The organism is Pseudoalteromonas luteoviolacea H33-S (genome assembly GCF_001625695.1).
In the GTDB taxonomy this organism is placed as follows: Bacteria; Pseudomonadota; Gammaproteobacteria; order Enterobacterales; family Alteromonadaceae; genus Pseudoalteromonas; species Pseudoalteromonas luteoviolacea_B.
In genome coordinates, this window is the sequence record NZ_AUXY01000089.1 from 103,995 (window position 1) to 123,015 (window position 19,021).

Here is a 19,021-nt window from a genome sequence, read left to right on the forward strand (position 1 = left end):
GACTTATGCTTTAACAGCAGGTTTAACGATAACGTCGCCGCCGATAGCGCCAGGTACTGCACCTTTAACTAAAAGCAGGTTACGCTCAGCGTCAACACGAACTAGTTCAAGGTTCTGTGTCGTAGAACGAACATTACCCATTTGACCGGCCATTTTCTTACCTTTGAAAACTTTACCAGGAGACTGGTTTTGACCGATTGAACCAGGAGCACGGTGAGATAGAGAGTTACCGTGTGTAGCGTCTTGCATGCTGAAGTTCCAGCGCTTAACACCACCTTGGAAACCTTTACCTTTTGAAGTACCAGTAACGTCTACTTTTTTCACTTCAGTGAAAAGTTCAACAGTTAGTTCTGAACCTACTTCAAACTCACCTTCTCCGCCGTTAAGACGGAATTCCCACAGGCCACGACCCGCTTCAACGCCAGCTTTTGCGAAGTGACCCGCTGCTGGTTTGTTTACACGGCTTGCTTTTTTCTCGCCTGCAGTAACTTGAAGCGCGTTATAACCGTCTGTAGCGTCAGATTTGATCTGAGTTACACGGTTAGGCGTCGCTTCGATAACTGTCACAGGGATAGATACACCATCTTCAGTGAAGATACGTGTCATACCCACTTTACGACCGACTAGACCTAATGCCATTTTCCTAAAACCTCTCTAATCTTTCGATTAACCCAGGCTGATTTGAACATCAACACCAGCAGCAAGGTCTAGGCGCATTAGAGCGTCTACAGTCTTGTCAGTTGGTTCTACGATGTCGATCAGACGTTTATGGGTGCGGATTTCATACTGATCACGCGCGTCTTTGTTTACGTGCGGAGAGATCAATACAGTGAAACGCTCAAAACGTGTAGGTAGTGGGATTGGACCACGTACCTGAGCACCAGTGCGCTTCGCAGTTTCCACGATTTCCGCCGTTGATTGGTCAATCAAACGGTGGTCAAAAGCTTTTAGGCGAATACGAATGCGTTGATTTGACATTCTTAAACCTCAATTAAAAGAGCATTTAAAAAGAGCATAAAAAAACCGCCGAAACTATCTTAAAATACCTAAGAAGTCGGTTGTTCTTTTATTTCTACCATCGAACTCCAAATCGGAGTTCCTGTTTAATAGTCTGAAATCCAGACTTTCATTTGTACTTTCAGCGACCAGAAGCCGAGAAAGTTTGCACATTATAATGACACTGGTGATAAATGCAACAATTAAATGCAATAAATTTGTCGCATCGCGCTATCCTGTTTTTTCGCCAAACTCAGTGCGACGACAACCCCTTAATCAAGTGCCTAATTAAAGTTCATTGAAAGGCTAACGTCCTAATAAATAACTATGTTTAAACTAGCCTTGGCTATACTTAACAACGTTTAGCGGACCTTGGTTTCATATTGATGGAGTCTCAAACATCGTAGCTCGGCTACAGGCGACACAACGCAAGGCAATACTGGACCATGGTCAGTCCAGTGAATCCTTGATATTCTATTGCAAAAATTATTATTTGGTACTGTATATGCGCTTTATATCCCAAAGTCTCAACGTGCTTGCACGCTGGACTAATTGGCTTTTAGTTAAAAGTAAACTGTTGCCAGAAAACCCAATCGAGCAATTTGGCCTTGATCCAAACCTGCCAACTTTTTATGTGACGAGATTGAACTCCCATTCCGATCTCGCAGCCATTGATCGCATGTGCCAACAGCTTGGCCTACCAAGCCCGATGCAATCGCAAAAGGTAGGCAACACCGAGGTGCCGCGTTTTATTGCGATGCAAAATCCAACGCCGTTGTTTTCTAAGTCAGCCAAGCCGAGTAATGCACTGCAACTAAGCAAAGACATATTTCACGCACTGAAAGCCAATCCCACAATCAAAGCCCAGATACTACCTGTCTCGGTATTTTGGGGCCGAGATCCGGGCAAAGAAAAGCCAGGGCTCGGAACGCTCTTAAGCCATTCACTGACACCAAGTTGGCTTCGTAAAGGCTTGGTCGTTTTGTTTTCAGGCCGTGATAGCCTTGTGCGCTTTTCGGCACCCATTGCCGTTGAGCAATTAATGAATGACAAGGCGGATGTCGAAGAGTTACCACAAAAGTTACTACGCGTAGCCCGTGTCCACTTCCGTCGTCAGCAACTTGCCGCAACAGGACCTAAACTCCCTTCCAGAGAAGCTCTATTCAACTCGATTCTCGCTGCGCCCAATATCAAAAAGGCCATTGCAGAAGAAGCCAAAGCAAAAGGCTTGAGTCATCATGAAGCAAGGCTCAACGCACAAGAGTTACTAGACGAGATCGCAGCAAACTACTCTGATGCCATGGTGCGCGTCGCCGACCGCGTACTGACTTGGCTTTGGAACAAGTTATACAACGGGATTGAAGTCAAAAATGCTGATGAGGTCAGAACGCTGGCAGATAAAGGGCATGAAATCATATACGTGCCATGCCATCGCTCTCATATGGATTACTTATTGCTAACTTATGTCATTTATCATCAAGGCTTGGTGCCGCCGCATATTGCCGCAGGTGTCAATCTGAACTTTTTCCCAGCAGGTGGTATTTTCCGCCGCTCAGGCGCATTTTTTATTCGCCGCTCATTTGCCGGTAATAAGCTCTATTCTGCGGTTTTCAAAGAGTATTTGAGCCAGTTATTTATCAAAGGCTACTCAGTCAAGTTTTACACCGAAGGCGGCCGCAGCCGCACAGGTCGATTGTTGCCGCCCAAAACCGGTATGTTAGCCATGACCATGCAATCTATGCTTAAAGGCATAGATAGACCGATTTCGATTGTGCCTGTTTATATCGGTTATGAGCACGTTATGGAGATCAATACCTACCTCAAAGAGCTCGCTGGTAATAATAAGAAAAATGAATCTGTGTTAGGCGTATTCAAAGCCATTAAGAATCTACGCAACTACGGACGTGGTTATTTAAACTTTGGCCAACCCATCAATCTAAACCAGTATTTAAATGAACATCAACCTGATTGGCGCCAATCAATCAGTGCTGAAGACACACCAAAACCACAATGGCTTAACAACCAAGTCGCTAATGTCGCCGACCAAATCATGACGAATATCAACGCCAGTGCTGCTTTGAACGTGATTAATGTACTTGCGACCATCTTACTCAGTAATGAGCAATTTGCTTTGAGCAAGCAAAAGCTCCTGGAGCAACTGCGCTTTTATTTGGCACTGCAAAAGCATGCCAAATACAACGCACATGTTACTCAACCAGATGAAGATGCTGAGGCGCTGCTGGCCCATGCGCTTAAACTCGATAAATTTGAAGTACTGCAAGATGGGTTAGGTGACATCATCACCATCAAAGAGAAAGAACGTACACTGTTCAACTATTATCGTAATAATATTTTGCATCTATTTGCGGTGCCTAGTGTACTGGCACAAATGCTATTCAATCGCTTTAGCATGACCACACAAGAGTGTGAGCAAAAACTTGCAAGGCTTTATCCGCTATTTGCAAAAGAGTGGTTTTTAACCCCTATGCCAAGCGACTATGTCAAAGATATCCTAACAAGCTTTGCACAACATGATTTAATTACGTTTGACGGTGTTCAGGCGGTTGCAAGTAAAGACAATCGCGCGCTCGCTAAGCTAGAAATGTTAGGTAAGGTGTGTCACTTAACCCTTGAGCGCTATGCCATCACCAGCAGCCTCGTGATTAATAATCAAGGCATCAAACGTCCTGATTTAGAAAAGGAAAGTGACGTCTTAGCCAATCGTTTAGGCACCCTGCATGGGATCAAGAGCCCTGAGTTTTTTGACAAAAAAGTACTGAGCAACTTCATCAACGCATTGCGAGAGCAAGGCTTTATCAGTATTTCTGAGCAGCAGACCATCAATGCGGAGTCCCAGCTTGAAGAGCTGCAAGCATTTCTCACAGAGCTATTGCCGGCGCGGATCTGGCAGTCTATTAACGATACCGTTTAAATGCGTAACCGATGCGCCGATTTAACGTTGGCGCATCACCCCTTCTTGTATCGTGGATGCCACAAGTTCACCCTGACGATTAAAGAACTGCCCACGTACCAGACCGCGACCATTGCTCGCACTTGGACTATCTACACTGTACAGCATCCAATCGTCTAATCTAAATGGTCGATGAAACCACATCGCATGATCAATCGTCGCAACCTGCATATTCGGCTGCATAAATGATAGGCCATGAGGCTGCAAAGCAGTGGGTAAAAACTCAAAGTCAGACGCATAAGCCAATAAGTAATTGTGAATACGCCTTTCATCTGGCATGGTGCCATTAGCCTTAAACCACACATGACGTTTAGCTGCTGCCTTTTGTGGCTGAAACGGATTTTGGAAATTAACCGGGCGCATATCCAACGGCATCTCTTGGGTAAACTTAGGTCTCAGCGCCTTAGGGATCAACTCTGCATTATCTTGGTAAAATTGCAGGGCAGATTTCAGTGTTTCTGGCTCTGGTACCGATGGCATTTCAGACTGATGGGATAAACCCGGTTCGTCTCCTTGGAACGACGCTGTCATATAAAATATCGGTTTTCCGTATTGGATGGCACTCACACGTCTTGTGCTGAAACTGCGTCCATCACGAATATTTTCTACATCGTATACAATGGGTTTACTGGCATCACCTGGGCGCAAGAAATAAGAATGCAGAGAGTTAACATAACGGCCCTCAGGTAGCGTGTATTTCGCTGCAGACAAAGCTTGTCCCATCACTTGCCCACCAAAGACCTGTGGAAATCCTAAATCTTGGCTTTGACCGCGATAGATCCCCTGTTCAATTTCTTCCAAACTCAATAAATCAAGTAAATCCTGTAAAACCTGACTCATAAGTCACCTCACCATTGTAGTTACTGCGATTAGTGATAATAATACACTAATCTACTTTTAATTGAGTACTTATAATGGCTTATTGGTTATTCAAAACAGAACCTGATGCATACTCTCTCGATGATTTAAAAAACGCACCTGAGCAAAGCACATTTTGGGAAGGGATCCGCAACTACCAAGCGCGTAACTTTATGCGCGACCAGATGCAGGTGGGCGATAAGGTCTTTATTTATCATTCAAGTTGTAAAGTACCAGCCGTTGTTGGCATCGCTAAAGTGACCGAGGGGGCACAAACAGATCCATATCAATTTGATGCCAGTAGTGACTATTACGACCCTAAATCATCCCCTGAGAACCCAAGGTGGATAGGTGTCACCGTGCAATATGTCGAACAATTACCCTCACAAGTGACCCTAAAAGCGATTAAAGCGGAGGACGCCATCACTGAACTGGCCCTCAAAAAAGCCGGTAGACTTTCCATCATGCCAGTCACAGACACTGAGTGGCAGCAAATCATCGCGATGTCTAAAAGATAAGTTAGCTGTGTTTTTTGCGGCGAGTTTTCACTCGCCCAGTTTTTGGGAGCATTGTCACATACAGTAGTAATGCAACCCATGAGAAAAACAAGGTGCCTATCAACCAGCCGTTTTTCTCATGGCCTTTAGAGCGCTTACTACCAGCCACCATAGCAATTGGCGCTAAGTAAAGGCAAACCATCCCAACCATTAACATCAACTCGGTCATAACTGCTCCCAAGCCACCTCTTTTTCTAACACTCGCTGCGGCGCAATATAGTGAATAAAGTCACCACCTTTAAGGGCATAATTTAGCGGTGGATTTAAATCCATATCTTGACCACTTCGATCATGGGCAACCCCCAACAAAGTTGCATTGTGATGCTCTTTGAAAAACATAAACAACTGACCAAATTCACACGCATCCAGTGAGCTCGGAATTTGTAAACTAAATTGCGTGTCACCTCGCAACGTCGATAACAGCTCTTCCTGTATACGACTAGAGCCGGGATCTTGCATAGAGCGCACCAATATTTCAGCAGACATGGCCGTTGAACACTCGACATTCGCACAGTGTACGCGCAGTAATTGCGCTTTGGTTTCATCAATAAAATGGGCGCTGATATGTGCGGTCTCTTTCACCATTGGGCTAAGCTTTAACGCCGTTGTGAATGTATGGTCATCATCTTTACCATCTACAATGATCTTATCGGCTTCCTGAATGGCGGTGCGAGATAACTCCGTATCATCTGTGAAGCTTGCTAAGCGCACAAAATCTACTTGAGGGTAACGTAATAATGGGTGCTCCATTTCCTCTTGTACGGCAAGAATGATCCGTCGCTCAATACGCTTATTATCTGCCAAGATAAATTCAATCATCTTTTCAGTTCTGGTTGAATGCCAACCAAAGATAATGATGTGGTCATGTAGATGTGAGAAATCTTTATCGCCCTTCATTGCTTTTTTCACCCATATTGTAATTTCTTGTCCAACTTTCCCTAATAAAACACCAAACAACGCTAAACCAAATGGGATCTGCACCAAGGTAACAACCCATCGCCCAAACTCAGACGCAGCGCTCAAGTCCCCATAGCCCACCGTAGAGGTAGTCACGACATAGTAATAAACGAATGTACTAAAAGGTAATAGCGCTTGCTCTTGTGCTAGCCATAACAATCCCCATGTCAATAACATATGGCTGACTGTTGCCAGCACTAAGACTTGCCAGCTCGCTCGGTTGATGTGGCTTTGGATTTGTAGCAGCATGCGCTTCATGACAATTGGCATCGGTTATCCTGATCCTATCTTTTTATCCCTGTATGACATCATCTATCAGTAAATAAACAAGTCAATGCTTTACAGGCAAAAAATTGATTTATCCTATATTTTTCAGTAAATACGGCATTTGTACGTTGACTGAGGTAAAGAACTCGTAATTTTTACTGTTATATGTGTATACTTTGAAAAGCAGCAAGATGATGAGGTGAAAGTATGGCGGGTGTGTTAGCTTCAGTTGATCAACGCACACAGTTGGTAGGTGAAAACCGGCTTGAATTATTGCTATTTCATTTACACAGTCGACACCTGTTTGCACTGAATGTATTTAAAGTAAAAGAAGTCGTTAAGCTCCCTCATTTAAACAAGATGCCCAACGCCCACCCTAAGGTTGCAGGTGTCACCAATATACGTGGAGAATCCATCCCCGTTATCGACTTACGACAAGCGATTTGCATGCCGCCTACTGAATATGACGATGACAGTAATCTTGTTATCACCGAATATAACCGTACCGTGCAAGCGTTTTTAGTCGGCAAAGTGGATCACATCGTCAATACCACTTGGTCAGACATTATGCCAACTCCGAAAACGGTCGGCCGAAATCATTATTTGACGGCATTAACCAAGGTCCAGCGTGAAGGGGTCGAACACATTGTGGAAATTATCGATGTGGAAAAGGTGCTTGCTGAAATCATTGACTACGACATCGAGATCCCTGAAGGCGTACTCGACCAGAGCATCTTAAATCAATTTAAAGGACGCAAAATTCTTCACGCAGATGATTCAGCCACTGCTCGCCGTCAAGTCTCTGATACTTTGGCGCAAATTGGCATAGAGATCATTCCGGCGACAGATGGCCAAGAAGCGCTTAATCTACTTAAGCACTGGGCAGATGAAGGCATTGACGTTAACAAAGAATTGATGGCGGTGATCACCGATGCTGAAATGCCGGTCATGGACGGCTATCGACTTACCTATGAAATACGCAATGACGAAAGACTCAAAGATCTCTATGTCATACTCAATACGTCATTGAGCGGCAGTTTTAACCAAGCTATGGTGGAGAAAGTCGGGTGTAATGCATTTTTATCTAAGTTTCAGCCCGACTTATTAGTCCAAGAAATGCAAAAACGTTTAAAGCAAATTCTAGGCTAAAAACTGTATAAAAAGACAGTGTAGTGAGAATTAAATATAACTAATTTTCAATTGGTTAAGGTTTAAGTCATTGAAATATTCGCTGAAAACTGGGCTTTAAATGCGACGCTAGGTATACTTTGCCCTCACTTTTCGAAATAGGCGCAAAGATGGACGTATCTGAATTACTTGAAGGCTTGAATGACAAGCAGCGTGAAGCGGTTGCTGCACCGCTCAGCAATATGCTGATTCTGGCTGGCGCAGGCTCTGGTAAAACACGAGTGCTGGTGCACCGTATCGCTTGGTTAATGCAGGTAGAGCACGCCTCTCCTTACAGCATCTTTGCTGTAACCTTTACCAATAAAGCCGCCAAAGAAATGCGTACTCGTGTTGAAGAAACACTGCAAAGTCCAGTTGGTGGAATGTGGATTGGCACCTTCCACGGCTTATCACATCGTATTCTGCGCGCCCATCACAGAGAAGCGAACTTACCTGAGTCATTCCAAATCCTAGATTCAGACGATCAGCAGCGCATGATAAGACGTCTACTCAAAGCAATGAATATTGATGAGAAAAAATGGCCTGCCAAGCAACTTAGCTGGTATATCAGTGCCCGAAAAGATGAAGGATTACGTCCCAAAGACATTCAAGCCTATGACGCCAGTGAGCAACTCATGCTGAACGTTTACACAGCCTATCAAGATGCCTGTGATAGAGCTGGTTTGGTCGATTTTGCGGAAATCCTGCTGCGTTGCTACGAATTGCTGCAGCAGCAACCGACACTGCTGCGCCACTATCAACAACGCTTCAAGCATATGTTGGTAGACGAATTCCAAGATACCAACAGCATTCAATATCAATGGCTGAGCCTAATCGCCGGTGGCGACAACAACATAATGATCGTCGGTGATGATGACCAGAGCATCTACGGCTGGCGTGGTGCGAAAATTGAAAACATCAAACGCTTCTTAAAAGACTTTGATGCCGATACCATCCGACTCGAGCAAAACTACCGCTCGACAGGCACCATTTTGAAAGCCTCCAATGCCCTCATTCAAAATAACTCAGAACGAATGGGGAAAAGCCTTTGGACAGATGGTACACAAGGGGAGCCAATCTCCATTTATGCCGCCTTCAATGAATTAGATGAAGCGCGCTTTACCGTAGGCAAAATTAAATCTTGGCTACAAGATGGCAATGCACTGACAGACTGCGCCATCTTGTACAGAAACAATGCGCAATCTCGTGTACTGGAAGAAGCCCTTTTACAAGAAGGCCTAAAGTATCGCATTTACGGCGGGATGCGCTTCTTCGAGCGTCAAGAGATCAAAGATGCGCTCTCTTACTTGCGTCTGATCAGCAATCGTAACGATGATGCCGCGTTTGAGCGTGTGATCAATACACCGACTCGCGGTATTGGCGACAAAACGCTGAGCCATATTCGTGACTGTGCACGCAATGAATCTCTACCACTATGGTATGCAGCCAAAGCTGTCATCGAACAGCAACATTTGGCAGGGCGCGCAGCCACAGCGGTCACACGCTTTATTGAATTAATTGAACAGCTGGATGAAAAGCTGGTTGAACTCGAACTGGCTGAACAAGCCAAAACCACCATCGAACACTCAGGCTTATTAGCCATGTATCAAGCTGAAAAAGGTGAAAAAGGCCGTGCCCGAGTAGAGAACTTAGAAGAATTGATCAATGCGTGTGGCCAATTTGAGCTGCCAGTAGAAGAAGAGTTTAGCTCGCCACTGCAAGGCTTCTTAGCCTATACCTCACTCGAGTCTGGTGAAGGTCAAGCTGATGAGCACGAAGATGCAGTGCAAATGATGACGCTGCACTCGGCCAAAGGTCTAGAGTTTCCACTGGTCTTTATGGTGGGTGTAGAAGAAGGCATGTTCCCATCACAGCAAAGCCATGAAGAGTCTGGGCGCTTAGAAGAAGAACGCAGACTGTGTTATGTCGGTATGACTCGCGCAATGCAAAAGCTGTATATCAGTCATGCTGAAAGTCGTCGTTTGTATGGCCAAGAGAAATACCATAGCCCATCTCGATTTTTGCGTGAACTACCTGAAGACTGTACTGAAGAGATCCGCATTAAAACTCAAGTATCTAGACCGGCTACCACTAATCGCTTCAGCGCATCGGTCAGCCATGCTGCATTTGAAGACAGTGACTTCAACCTTGGGCAACGTGTGCTACACGCAAAATTTGGTGCCGGTACCGTACTCAATTACGAAGGCGTTGGTGCGCAATCTCGTATCCAGGTCAATTTTGACGACGTCGGTACTAAGTGGCTGGTCACAGCTTATGCAAGACTGCAAGCCATTTAATCTCGACTCATTACTCCTTGCGTTGCAAAACGCAAGACACCGCCAACTGCTGCTACTTTGTGGCAGCAGAAGCTGGGGGCAAGCGTACTTTCAACGCCTTGCCCACTCTACTGAGCAGCTTATTCTGAGTGATGATAGCACCTTGGGCAAGGCTGTTTGGCCACAGCACCTGCACCAAATTTTAGGTCAGGAGTTCGATTTTGTCCTGTATGATGGCTACAGCGGCATAGTCCCCAATAAGCTCGCAGCATGCACTGGCACAGTCAGATCCGGAGGGCTGCTAGTACTGTTGCTGCCAGAATTATCAAATCTGGTATCCTGGTGTGATCCAGCGCTGACACGCTGGCTCTCTGAAGGCGAACAGGCCACACTAAGCCCCTTTTTAAAACGCTTTGCACACCAAGTCCAACAACAAAACTGCTGGATAATTAATGAATCAGGCGAGGCAAATCTTCCCGCCCAATACTGCGCAGAGAAATCCACTTTAGACCTACAATCTCAAGCACATCTAGTCGCACTCATCACCGCACATTTTCAACGCGAATCCAATACGCCAATATTACTCAGTGCGGACAGAGGACGCGGCAAGTCAGCAACACTCGGGTTAATTGCTGCCGCCTTTGCTGACAAACAGGTTATCTTATGCGCACAGCAGCGCCGAGCAGTACAAAATGGCTTTAAACACTATGCGCAGGCCCTTCACCTTGATGAGCCCAAGGTCAATCAAAACCACTGTCAGACATTATCATACATGCCCCCTGATATTGTGATTGCAACCAAGCCACAGTGCGACATCTTACTCATCGATGAGGCTGCTGCGATACCGGTACCAATTTTAAAACAGTTACTCGATTTATATCCCAATACTGTATTTGCCAGTACCTTAGTGGGTTATGAAGGCAATGGCCGCGGCTATACACTGCGTTTTAAAGCGCATCTCGAAGCCGAGCATCCACACTTTTTAGACTTGCACCTCCAAGAGCCTATTCGCTATGGCGCAGGCGATCCATTAGAGCAGCATATGCGCCAACTACTGGCACTCGATAGTCAATATTCAGCGATAGAACCTGCGCAGAGCACACTTGAATACAGCGAAGTGAGTCGCGATACCCTTATCCACAATGAAGCCTTGTTGCAGCAAATCTTTGCATTACTAGTTTTGGCGCACTACCAAACGTCAGTCAATGACTTGAGACAGCTATTGGATAGCCCCAGCAACCGACTGTTTGTCGTCAGCCAACATCACCAGCCCGTCGCAGTGTGTTTAGTTGGTTTAGAGGGTAACTTAACATCAGAGCTTGCCAGTAAAATTGCACTCGGTGAGCGTCGACCAGCCGGACATTTAATGGCGCAACAGCTGACCCAGCTCTTAGGCAACACCCAATTTTGCACCGCACAAGGCGCACGCATCGTGCGTATTGCGGTGGCTCCATCACACCAAAAATTGGGCATTGGCAGCAAGCTAATTCGCTTTGTCATGGCACAGTTAAACAGCCAAGTGAGTTATTTTGGCAGCAGCTTTGGCGCGCAGTCTCAGCTTCTCAATTTCTGGCAACAGCTGGGCTTTAAACCTATGAAGTTAGGTTTTAAGCAAGATAAAGCCAGTGGCGAGTTTGCAGTACTGGTTGTACATGATAATAGCAAAATTGCGCTCAGCGCAGAGCAAGACGCTTTTACGGAACAGCTTTTCTTTGCACTGAGCAATCTATACGCTAAGTTACCATGGACGCTTGTTCGCAGCTTACTAAGCACACTTCCCGACAGAGGGCTGCCTGAACAGCTATTTAAGCAAGTGGCTTACTTGGCCAGTAAAACGGCCACAGAGCAACAAATTGCACCAGCAATACAGCAAGTTATAAAAACACAGCCCAGCATCATAAATTCGCTTTCAAGGATTGCTCAACAACAGGTAATTCAACTATTATTACAACGACATCAGCCAAAAGAATTAGCCAAAGCACTTAAATTAGAGTCTAAAAAACAATTACAGCTGGCCTATCAGTCACTGTTATCGGAAGTTTATGCTGAAATTACTCGTAAAAACGGCACTTATTAGCACGTTATTCATTGTATCCGCGCAGATTGCGGCACAGCCCAAAGCACACATTAAATTAGGCATGAGCGTCGCATTGAGCGGACCTGCCAGTCATATTGGCCAGCAACTTAAGCAAGGTCATGAGCTCTACTTTAATTATGCCAATCAACAATCCGATATTGAACACCCCCATATTCAACTCATTGCACTCGACGATGGCTATGAGCCGAGCCGCGCTGTTGATAATACGCAGTACCTTATCAGGCATCAGCGCATTGATGCCCTGATCGGCAACATGGGGACGCCCACCACACATGCAATCAAAGAGATTTTAAAACGCCACCAGCTGCCATTATTAATGCCCTACACTGGCGCCGAATTCTTATATCAAAGCCCGGGGTTCCCTATTTTTAAACTCCGAGCAAGCTATTTAGATGAAGCCCAAGAGCAAGTTCGCTATCTTGTCGATGAGCTTGGGCACACAAAAATTGCGTTGTTTATTCAGGCAGATGAATTTGGCCTCACATTAGAAAAAAGTCACCGCCAAGCGCTTAAAGACAAAGGCATTGAACCTGTTGTCATCGCGCGTTTTCGTCGCAATACCAATGATGTCGCAAAAGCGCTGACACAGATATTAACCACACAAGCAACAGCCATTGCCATGATTGGCACCTACGAGCCGCTTGCTGCGTTTATCAATCAAGCGCATAGAGGTGGTTTTAGAGGCACCTATACCAGCGTTTCGTTTGTATCATCTGCCTCTCTGTTTGCTGACATCACGGTGCCCGCCCATGTGATGGTGACCGAAGTATTGCCCGACCCCAATACGTGCCATGGAGACATTTGCAACTTATTTCGCAACTTATCAAAAGCACACCAGCAAACCATGACTTACCAATCCTTTGAAGGGTTTGTAAATGCCTACTTATTTTCGAAATCGCTTCAGCACTGCGACTACACCAAACTATCAGCGTGTATCGCCACTGCGATGCCACATACGTTAAGCACAGATAAAGCGCTGCAATCGCTATTAAACCAGCAACAAAAAAGCACCTCACAGCGTCCGGTATTTAGGTCTTATTTAAAATATTGATCTATGCTTAGCTCAAGCAATTAATGTTTGAGGCAAACATGGACCTGATCAATTTTCGAGTAGGAAAAAAAACAATATCGCTCAAAATTTTAGATATCTTATTGACCGAACGCTATGAAGGAAACCTCACTTCATTGCCCAATGACAACCCGAGCTTTTTGGGGGTTAAAGATTACATGGGCACACCCACGCCCATCTTTGATTTAGGCCTTATCCTGAACAACCAATCTTCATATGACACCAACCAATCTTTGGTTGAACTGTTACAGCAAAGAGAGCAAGACCAGAAAGCGTGGCTCTCAGAGCTTGAGATCAGCGTGCATAATGACGTCCCGTTTACTCAAGCCAGAGATCCCAAGCAATCAGAATTTGGCAAATGGTTTTATAACTTCAAAACAGATAATGAAGACTTAAAAGCAATTTTAGCGCGCTTTGAAGAGCCGCACACTCGCTTACATGCTATCGCCGATGAAATACTCGCCTTGTCCAGCAAGGCCCAAAAAGAGCAAGCAATCGCCTTACTAGAAAAAGAAAAGCTCACAACCTTTACTAAATTGATACGACTGTTTGAGTCTGCCAGAGATCAAATTATTCTTGATCACAAGCCGATTATCGTCTTTACCACGGAAAATGGTCAGCAGCCTCACATAGGACTATTAGTGGATAAAGTGGAAGACAATATTCATTGTGATGAATCAGATATTAAACCACTACACGAGATGACCAATGTCGGTTTTGATATTGACCCGCAAACCAAAAAAATGATGAAAGGGCTGATCAAGCAAGGTGATAATCACAGCTTGGTATTAGACCCAAGTGCGATTTTTAGGCCGGAGCACTTAAAAGATTATGCACCAATAGAAACGGAAGAATACGGGTTATTTTAGTAAAGTAACATAAACAAAAACGCCGCGTAGTACGCGGCGTTTTTTATATTCGAAATTAAGCTTTATTTAGCTTGACGGCTTGCGCGCTTACGCTCACTTTCAGTCAATAGCTTCTTACGAATACGGATACTTTCAGGCGTTACTTCTACCAGCTCGTCATCATCGATGAACTCAAGTGCTTGCTCAAGTGTCATTACGATTGGTGGCACAAGGTTTTGCGCTTCATCAGTACCTGATGCACGAACGTTCGTTAGCTGCTTACCTTTAAGCGCGTTAACGGTTAAGTCGTTATCACGTGCGTGAATACCGATGATCATACCTTCGTATACTTCAACACCGTGACCGATGAATAGCTTACCACGGTCTTGAAGGTTGAATAGTGCGTTAGTCAGTGCTTTACCTGCTGCGTTTGCGATAAGTACACCATTCTTACGTTGACCAATGTTACCGCCTTTGTGTGGGCCGTAGTGATCAAACGTGTGGTACATTAGACCAGAACCAGACGTCAGCGTCATAAAGTCAGTTTGGAAACCGATAAGACCACGTGAAGGCATCATGAAGTCCATACGGATACGACCTTTACCATCTGGTGCCATGTCAGTCATTTCTGCTTTACGAAGACCAAGTTGCTCCATGATAGAACCTTGGTGCTCTTCTTCAACGTCAACCGTTACTGTTTCGTACGGTTCTTCTAACTGGCCATCTACTTCACGAAGAATTACTTCTGGACGAGATACAGCTAGTTCATAACCTTCACGACGCATGTTTTCGATTAGGATACCTAGGTGAAGTTCACCACGACCTGATACGCGGAAGCTATCTGGGTTATCTGTTTCTTCAACGCGAAGTGCTACGTTGTGTACAAGCTCAGCTTGAAGACGCTCAAGGATGTTACGTGAAGTCACGAACTTACCTTCTTGGCCTGAGAACGGTGATGTGTTTACAGAGAACGTCATTGTTACTGTAGGCTCATCAACAGACAGTGCAGGTAGTGCTTCAACAGCATTCACATCACATACTGTGTCAGAGATCTTAAGTTCACCAAGACCTGTGATCGCAATGATATCGCCCGCTTGCGCTTCTTGCGCTTCGTGACGGTCAAGACCTAAATAAGTCAGTACTTGGCCAACTTTACCGTTACGTGTTTTACCATCAGCGCCAACAATTGTTACCTGCTGGTTTACTTTAACAGTACCGCGCTTGATTCGACCAACACCGATTACACCGATGTAAGAGTTGTAGTCTAGCTGAGAGATCTGCATTTGGAAGTCGCCAGCTGGATCAGCGTCTGGCTGCTCTACCTGCTCAACAATCGCTTCAAACATAGGTTGCATGTTGTCAGATGGCTCGTCTAGATCAAGTGTCGCCCAACCGTTGATAGCAGATGCGTAGATAACTTGGAAATCAAGTTGCTCATCTGTCGCGCCTAGGTTGTCGAATAGGTCAAATACCTGATCCATTACCCAGTCAGGACGTGCGCCTGGCTTGTCAATTTTGTTGATAACAACGATAGGCTTAAGGCCAAGAGCAAATGCTTTTTGCGTTACGAAACGCGTCTGAGGCATTGGGCCTTCTTGTGCATCTACTAGTAGAAGCACAGAATCAACCATTGATAGTACACGTTCTACTTCACCACCAAAGTCGGCGTGTCCCGGGGTGTCTACGATATTGATGTGGTAGTCGTTCCACTCAATGGCGGTGTTTTTCGCCAAGATTGTGATACCACGCTCTTTTTCAATATCATTTGAATCCATTACACGCTCTTCGTTGCCACCGCGTGTCTCTAATGTGCCAGACTGTTCTAGCAGCTTATCGACTAGGGTAGTTTTACCATGGTCAACGTGTGCGATAATCGCAATATTTCTTAACTTTTCAATGCTCATTACTGTTACTCAGAGAAGTTGGCCTTCAGTGATCCTAGTCGATCCACGCAAAATTGCGCACCTAAGATACCGTTCCACAATTAAAGGTCGCGTATTATCCCCTAATAATGTGACAGATGAAAGTTTATCCAGAGGATTTTTTTCTTCTTTACTGCAATTTACTGCTTAAATCCGCTGATTTATTGCCGGTTGTTTGTTCCTGTACAAAGTACTAAACTGCGTCACAAGCCCTTAGCAAAATGGGCAGAAGAAAAACAAAGGAACGATATATGAAGTCACAGTCTCTGATTTTGATTGTGGAAGATAACCGTGAGGTGAGACTCGCGGCACGATTTGTACTGGAAGATTTCGGCTATCAAGTCGAAGAGGTCGAAAACCCCGTACAAGCACATGAATTTCTCTCTCATACCCACCCTGCCTTGATCATGCTCGACATGAACTTTGATCTCGACTCTACCTCAGGTGAAGAAGGACTGCGCTTTTTACGCGGACTCAAACGCGATGCCATCGACACTCCAGTGATCGCCATGACAGCCTGGTCAAATACAGATTTAGTGGTGCAAGCCATGCAGCTGGGCGCTGTCGACTTTATTGAAAAGCCTTGGCAAAACCAACGTCTTGAACAAGTGATTCAGCAGCAACTGAAAATATCAGGGCTGCAAAAAAGTAACTCCGCCCTCAGCCAAGCGCTTACGCCAAACGGGGATGAACCCATTTGGCAAAGCGACGCAATGCAGCAATTAATGGCCCAGCTCAGCGCCGTAGCCCAAACAGATGCCAATATCCTCATAACTGGTGAAAACGGCGTAGGGAAAAGCCACATTGCCACTTGGGTTCATAACCAGTCTTTGCGAAATACACAGCCGTTTATTTCACTCAATATGGCAGCCATTCCTGAACAGTTATTCGAAAGCGAACTGTTTGGTCATGTTAAAGGCGCATTTACGGATGCCAAAGCTGAACGCGTAGGCCGCTTTGCATTAGCGGACAAAGGCACCTTGTTTTTAGATGAGATAGGCACATTGCCACTTGCGCAGCAGGCCAAACTACTGCGCGTGCTTGAAACAGGCGAATTTGAAATGGTAGGCTCGAGCAAAACCCTAACCAGTGATGTACGGCTTATCAGCGCAACCAATGCAGAATTTGAGCAACTCATTACCAAAAGTGAATTTCGACAAGACTTGTATTATCGCCTTAATACATTCGCGTTTACCATTCCTGCACTGCGAGAACGAGTTGATGATATTGTGCCGCTTGCCGAGCACTTTTTGGCAAAACATGGCAGCAAGTATAACAAGCACGATGTCACTATTGGCCCTTGCGCGAAGCAGGCATTGATGCAATACAGCTGGCCCGGTAATACGCGGGAGCTAAGCCATTTAATGGAAAGAGCCGTGCTACTTTGCCAAGCTGGTGTCATTCTCGCCACCGATCTGCATCTACCTAATACACAAGATAGCAATGTCATCGACGCACTCTCAGAGATGACTCTAGAACAAGCCGAAAAACATTTAATTGAGCAAGCGCTGAGTAAATTTACAGGCAATAAAAACAAAGCAGCACAGCAGCTTGGGATCACCAAACAGGCACTGTATCGACGGTTAGAAAAATATGCGTTGGAAGAATAATAGCTTAGAGGGCTTTTGGAAAAGACAGTGCCTGCTGCTGATCCTATTGCAAATCAGCGTGCTCACGATTTGCTGGCAGTTTGGTTTTTCTCAGCCTCACCCCATTCTCAATGCTGTGACAATCAGCTGTTTAATCACTTGGATAGGCGCAACTATTTGGATATTCCTCCGTGTTATCACGCAGATAAAATCCTCGTATTTGCGTAGTACAACCCAGCTTGAGTCCTGCCGAAGACAAGACTTTAGTCAACAAGCAAAAGCCCGCTTTAACACAGGTATTATTGGTGACTTCCATCACCAATTAAACAATTTAAGTAATGACTTACTTACAGTAAAAAATAATGAAGACAAAGAGTCAATCTTACTTTTTCGTCTTGTTAAGCAATTAAACACGCCGATATTGGTGTTTGATGAACGCTTGCAACTGAGCTTCGGCAACCAAGCTTGCACAACGTTATTTAATCAACCTTGGCAAACCTTACGCTTTACCAGCGCTGCACGGCTCGGTTTAGGTAACCGGCCTGATTGGCATTTCAAAGATGAGAAGCGCCAACAACGCTGGCAAGTACGCCACAGTAACTTTAATCATAACGGCCATACTTATCACTTATTGGTGATGACAGATATCCAAATAGCGCTGAGAGAGCAAGAGCTTAAAGCATGGCAGCGGTTGATACGGGTTATTAGCCATGAGATCCGTAATTCCTTAACCCCTGTCAGTACCATGTTAGAAAGACTCAGGCATAGGGCAAGCAATGAGCGAGATAGCGCTGCCTTTGATGTCATTGTGGAACGCTGTGAGCACCTAGCTGAATTCGTAAAACGCTACGCACAGTTACAGCAAAGCGTTACTGTAAAGGCCACAGCTCAGCCTTTTTCGCAGCTTTGTATGGAACTGAGCGCTTTATATCCTCAGGCAAAATGGCAGCTTGAAGGTCAACACATCACGCTCAATTGCGATGTCACGTTACTCAAGCAAGTGCTTATCAACTTGACTAAGAATGCCTTGGAAGCCTGCTCGGACACACCGCAACTCACACTATCTCTGAAACTGAAAAATCATACTGCGACAATTTGCTTAACAGACAACGGTCATGGAGTCATTAATCCCGATAACCTGTTTGTGCCTTTTTATTCAACTAAGGAGCGCGGTGAAGGAATCGGCTTAATGTTATGCCAACACCTGACAGAGCAAATGAATGGCCAATTGCAATTAGTTAATCGCGCGGATGGTCAACGAGGTGCAAGTGCCATCATCACATTAGCACAGCCTACTTACTAAGCGTCCGAATTCAATAAAGCAAAGTCCGGTTTCGGACCTTGCTTTATTAAGCCGGCTCAACAAAAACAACAAAAACGTTTAAAAACATACATTTAACTTTTGGCACATGGCTTGCTCAATACTTTACATCATCAATAAAAAGT

15 protein-coding genes are annotated in these 19,021 nt (G+C 45.1%); 9 read left to right on the forward strand and 6 right to left on the reverse strand.

Annotated features, from left to right (window positions below):
* Positions 1-3 precede the first annotated feature (3 nt).
* Positions 4-639: a 50S ribosomal protein L3 gene (gene rplC / locus N477_RS18355; RefSeq protein WP_010376387.1), complete on the reverse strand. Its 636-nt coding sequence runs from the start codon at positions 637-639 to the stop codon at positions 4-6.
* A gap of 27 nt (positions 640-666) precedes the next feature.
* Positions 667-978: a 30S ribosomal protein S10 gene (gene rpsJ, locus N477_RS18360; RefSeq protein ID WP_005495349.1), complete on the reverse strand. Its 312-nt coding sequence runs from the start codon at positions 976-978 to the stop codon at positions 667-669.
* A gap of 523 nt (positions 979-1,501) precedes the next feature.
* Here rpsJ and plsB point away from each other — a divergent pair.
* Complete coding sequence (gene plsB, locus N477_RS18365; RefSeq protein WP_063362793.1) at positions 1,502-3,928, forward strand: glycerol-3-phosphate 1-O-acyltransferase PlsB; 2,427 nt, start codon at positions 1,502-1,504, stop codon at positions 3,926-3,928.
* Positions 3,929-3,949: 21 nt separating this feature from the next.
* On the opposite strand, the gene tesB is transcribed toward plsB, so the two are convergent.
* Positions 3,950-4,807, reverse strand: coding sequence for an acyl-CoA thioesterase II (tesB, locus tag N477_RS18370; protein WP_063362792.1), 858 nt, complete (start codon positions 4,805-4,807; stop codon positions 3,950-3,952).
* 74 nt (positions 4,808-4,881) lie between these two features.
* On the opposite strand from tesB, the gene N477_RS18375 reads away from it, so the two are divergent.
* A complete protein-coding gene (locus N477_RS18375; RefSeq protein ID WP_063362791.1) occupies positions 4,882-5,343 on the forward strand; it encodes an EVE domain-containing protein in 462 nt (153 codons plus the stop codon).
* Position 5,344: 1 nt separating this feature from the next.
* Here the strand turns inward: N477_RS18375 and N477_RS18380 are convergent, their stop codons facing one another.
* The gene (locus N477_RS18380; RefSeq protein ID WP_231098128.1) at positions 5,345-5,551 is read right to left on the reverse strand and encodes a hypothetical protein; all 207 of its coding nucleotides are present in this window, start codon (positions 5,549-5,551) and stop codon (positions 5,345-5,347) included.
* The gene (locus N477_RS18385) at positions 5,548-6,609 is read right to left on the reverse strand and encodes a potassium channel family protein (protein WP_063362790.1); all 1,062 of its coding nucleotides are present in this window, start codon (positions 6,607-6,609) and stop codon (positions 5,548-5,550) included. Before N477_RS18385 ends, N477_RS18380 begins: the two co-directional genes overlap by 4 nt.
* A gap of 204 nt (positions 6,610-6,813) precedes the next feature.
* Here N477_RS18385 and N477_RS18390 point away from each other — a divergent pair, with 204 nt between their 5' ends.
* The 5 genes from N477_RS18390 to N477_RS18410 all read left to right on the forward strand — a co-directional run bounded on the left by N477_RS18390 (position 6,814) and on the right by N477_RS18410 (position 14,085).
* Complete coding sequence (locus tag N477_RS18390; protein WP_039607532.1) at positions 6,814-7,755, forward strand: chemotaxis protein CheV; 942 nt, start codon at positions 6,814-6,816, stop codon at positions 7,753-7,755.
* Positions 7,756-7,904: 149 nt separating this feature from the next.
* Positions 7,905-10,070 (forward strand): DNA helicase II, encoded by a 2,166-nt coding sequence (gene uvrD / locus N477_RS18395; RefSeq protein ID WP_063362789.1) that lies wholly within the window; start codon positions 7,905-7,907, stop codon positions 10,068-10,070.
* A complete protein-coding gene (locus N477_RS18400) occupies positions 10,012-12,126 on the forward strand; it encodes a GNAT family N-acetyltransferase (RefSeq protein WP_155731950.1) in 2,115 nt (704 codons plus the stop codon). The genes uvrD and N477_RS18400 overlap by 59 nt, the downstream gene beginning before the upstream one ends.
* Positions 12,092-13,198, forward strand: a complete 1,107-nt coding sequence (locus N477_RS18405) for an ABC transporter substrate-binding protein (protein ID WP_063362787.1) — start codon at positions 12,092-12,094, stop codon at positions 13,196-13,198. Before N477_RS18400 ends, N477_RS18405 begins: the two co-directional genes overlap by 35 nt.
* 38 nt (positions 13,199-13,236) lie before the next feature.
* Complete coding sequence (locus N477_RS18410; protein ID WP_063362872.1) at positions 13,237-14,085, forward strand: chemotaxis protein CheW; 849 nt, start codon at positions 13,237-13,239, stop codon at positions 14,083-14,085.
* A gap of 62 nt (positions 14,086-14,147) precedes the next feature.
* Here the strand turns inward: N477_RS18410 and typA are convergent, their stop codons facing one another.
* A complete protein-coding gene (gene typA / locus N477_RS18415) occupies positions 14,148-15,968 on the reverse strand; it encodes a translational GTPase TypA (RefSeq protein WP_039607527.1) in 1,821 nt (606 codons plus the stop codon).
* A 269-nt stretch (positions 15,969-16,237) separates the two neighbouring features.
* Here typA and N477_RS18420 point away from each other — a divergent pair, with 269 nt between their 5' ends.
* On the forward strand, positions 16,238-17,596 hold the full coding sequence (locus tag N477_RS18420) for a sigma-54-dependent transcriptional regulator (protein WP_063362786.1): 1,359 nt from the start codon (positions 16,238-16,240) through the stop codon (positions 17,594-17,596).
* The gene (locus N477_RS18425) at positions 17,580-18,878 is read left to right on the forward strand and encodes a sensor histidine kinase (RefSeq protein WP_063362785.1); all 1,299 of its coding nucleotides are present in this window, start codon (positions 17,580-17,582) and stop codon (positions 18,876-18,878) included. The genes N477_RS18420 and N477_RS18425 overlap by 17 nt, the downstream gene beginning before the upstream one ends.
* Positions 18,879-19,021 lie beyond the last annotated feature (143 nt).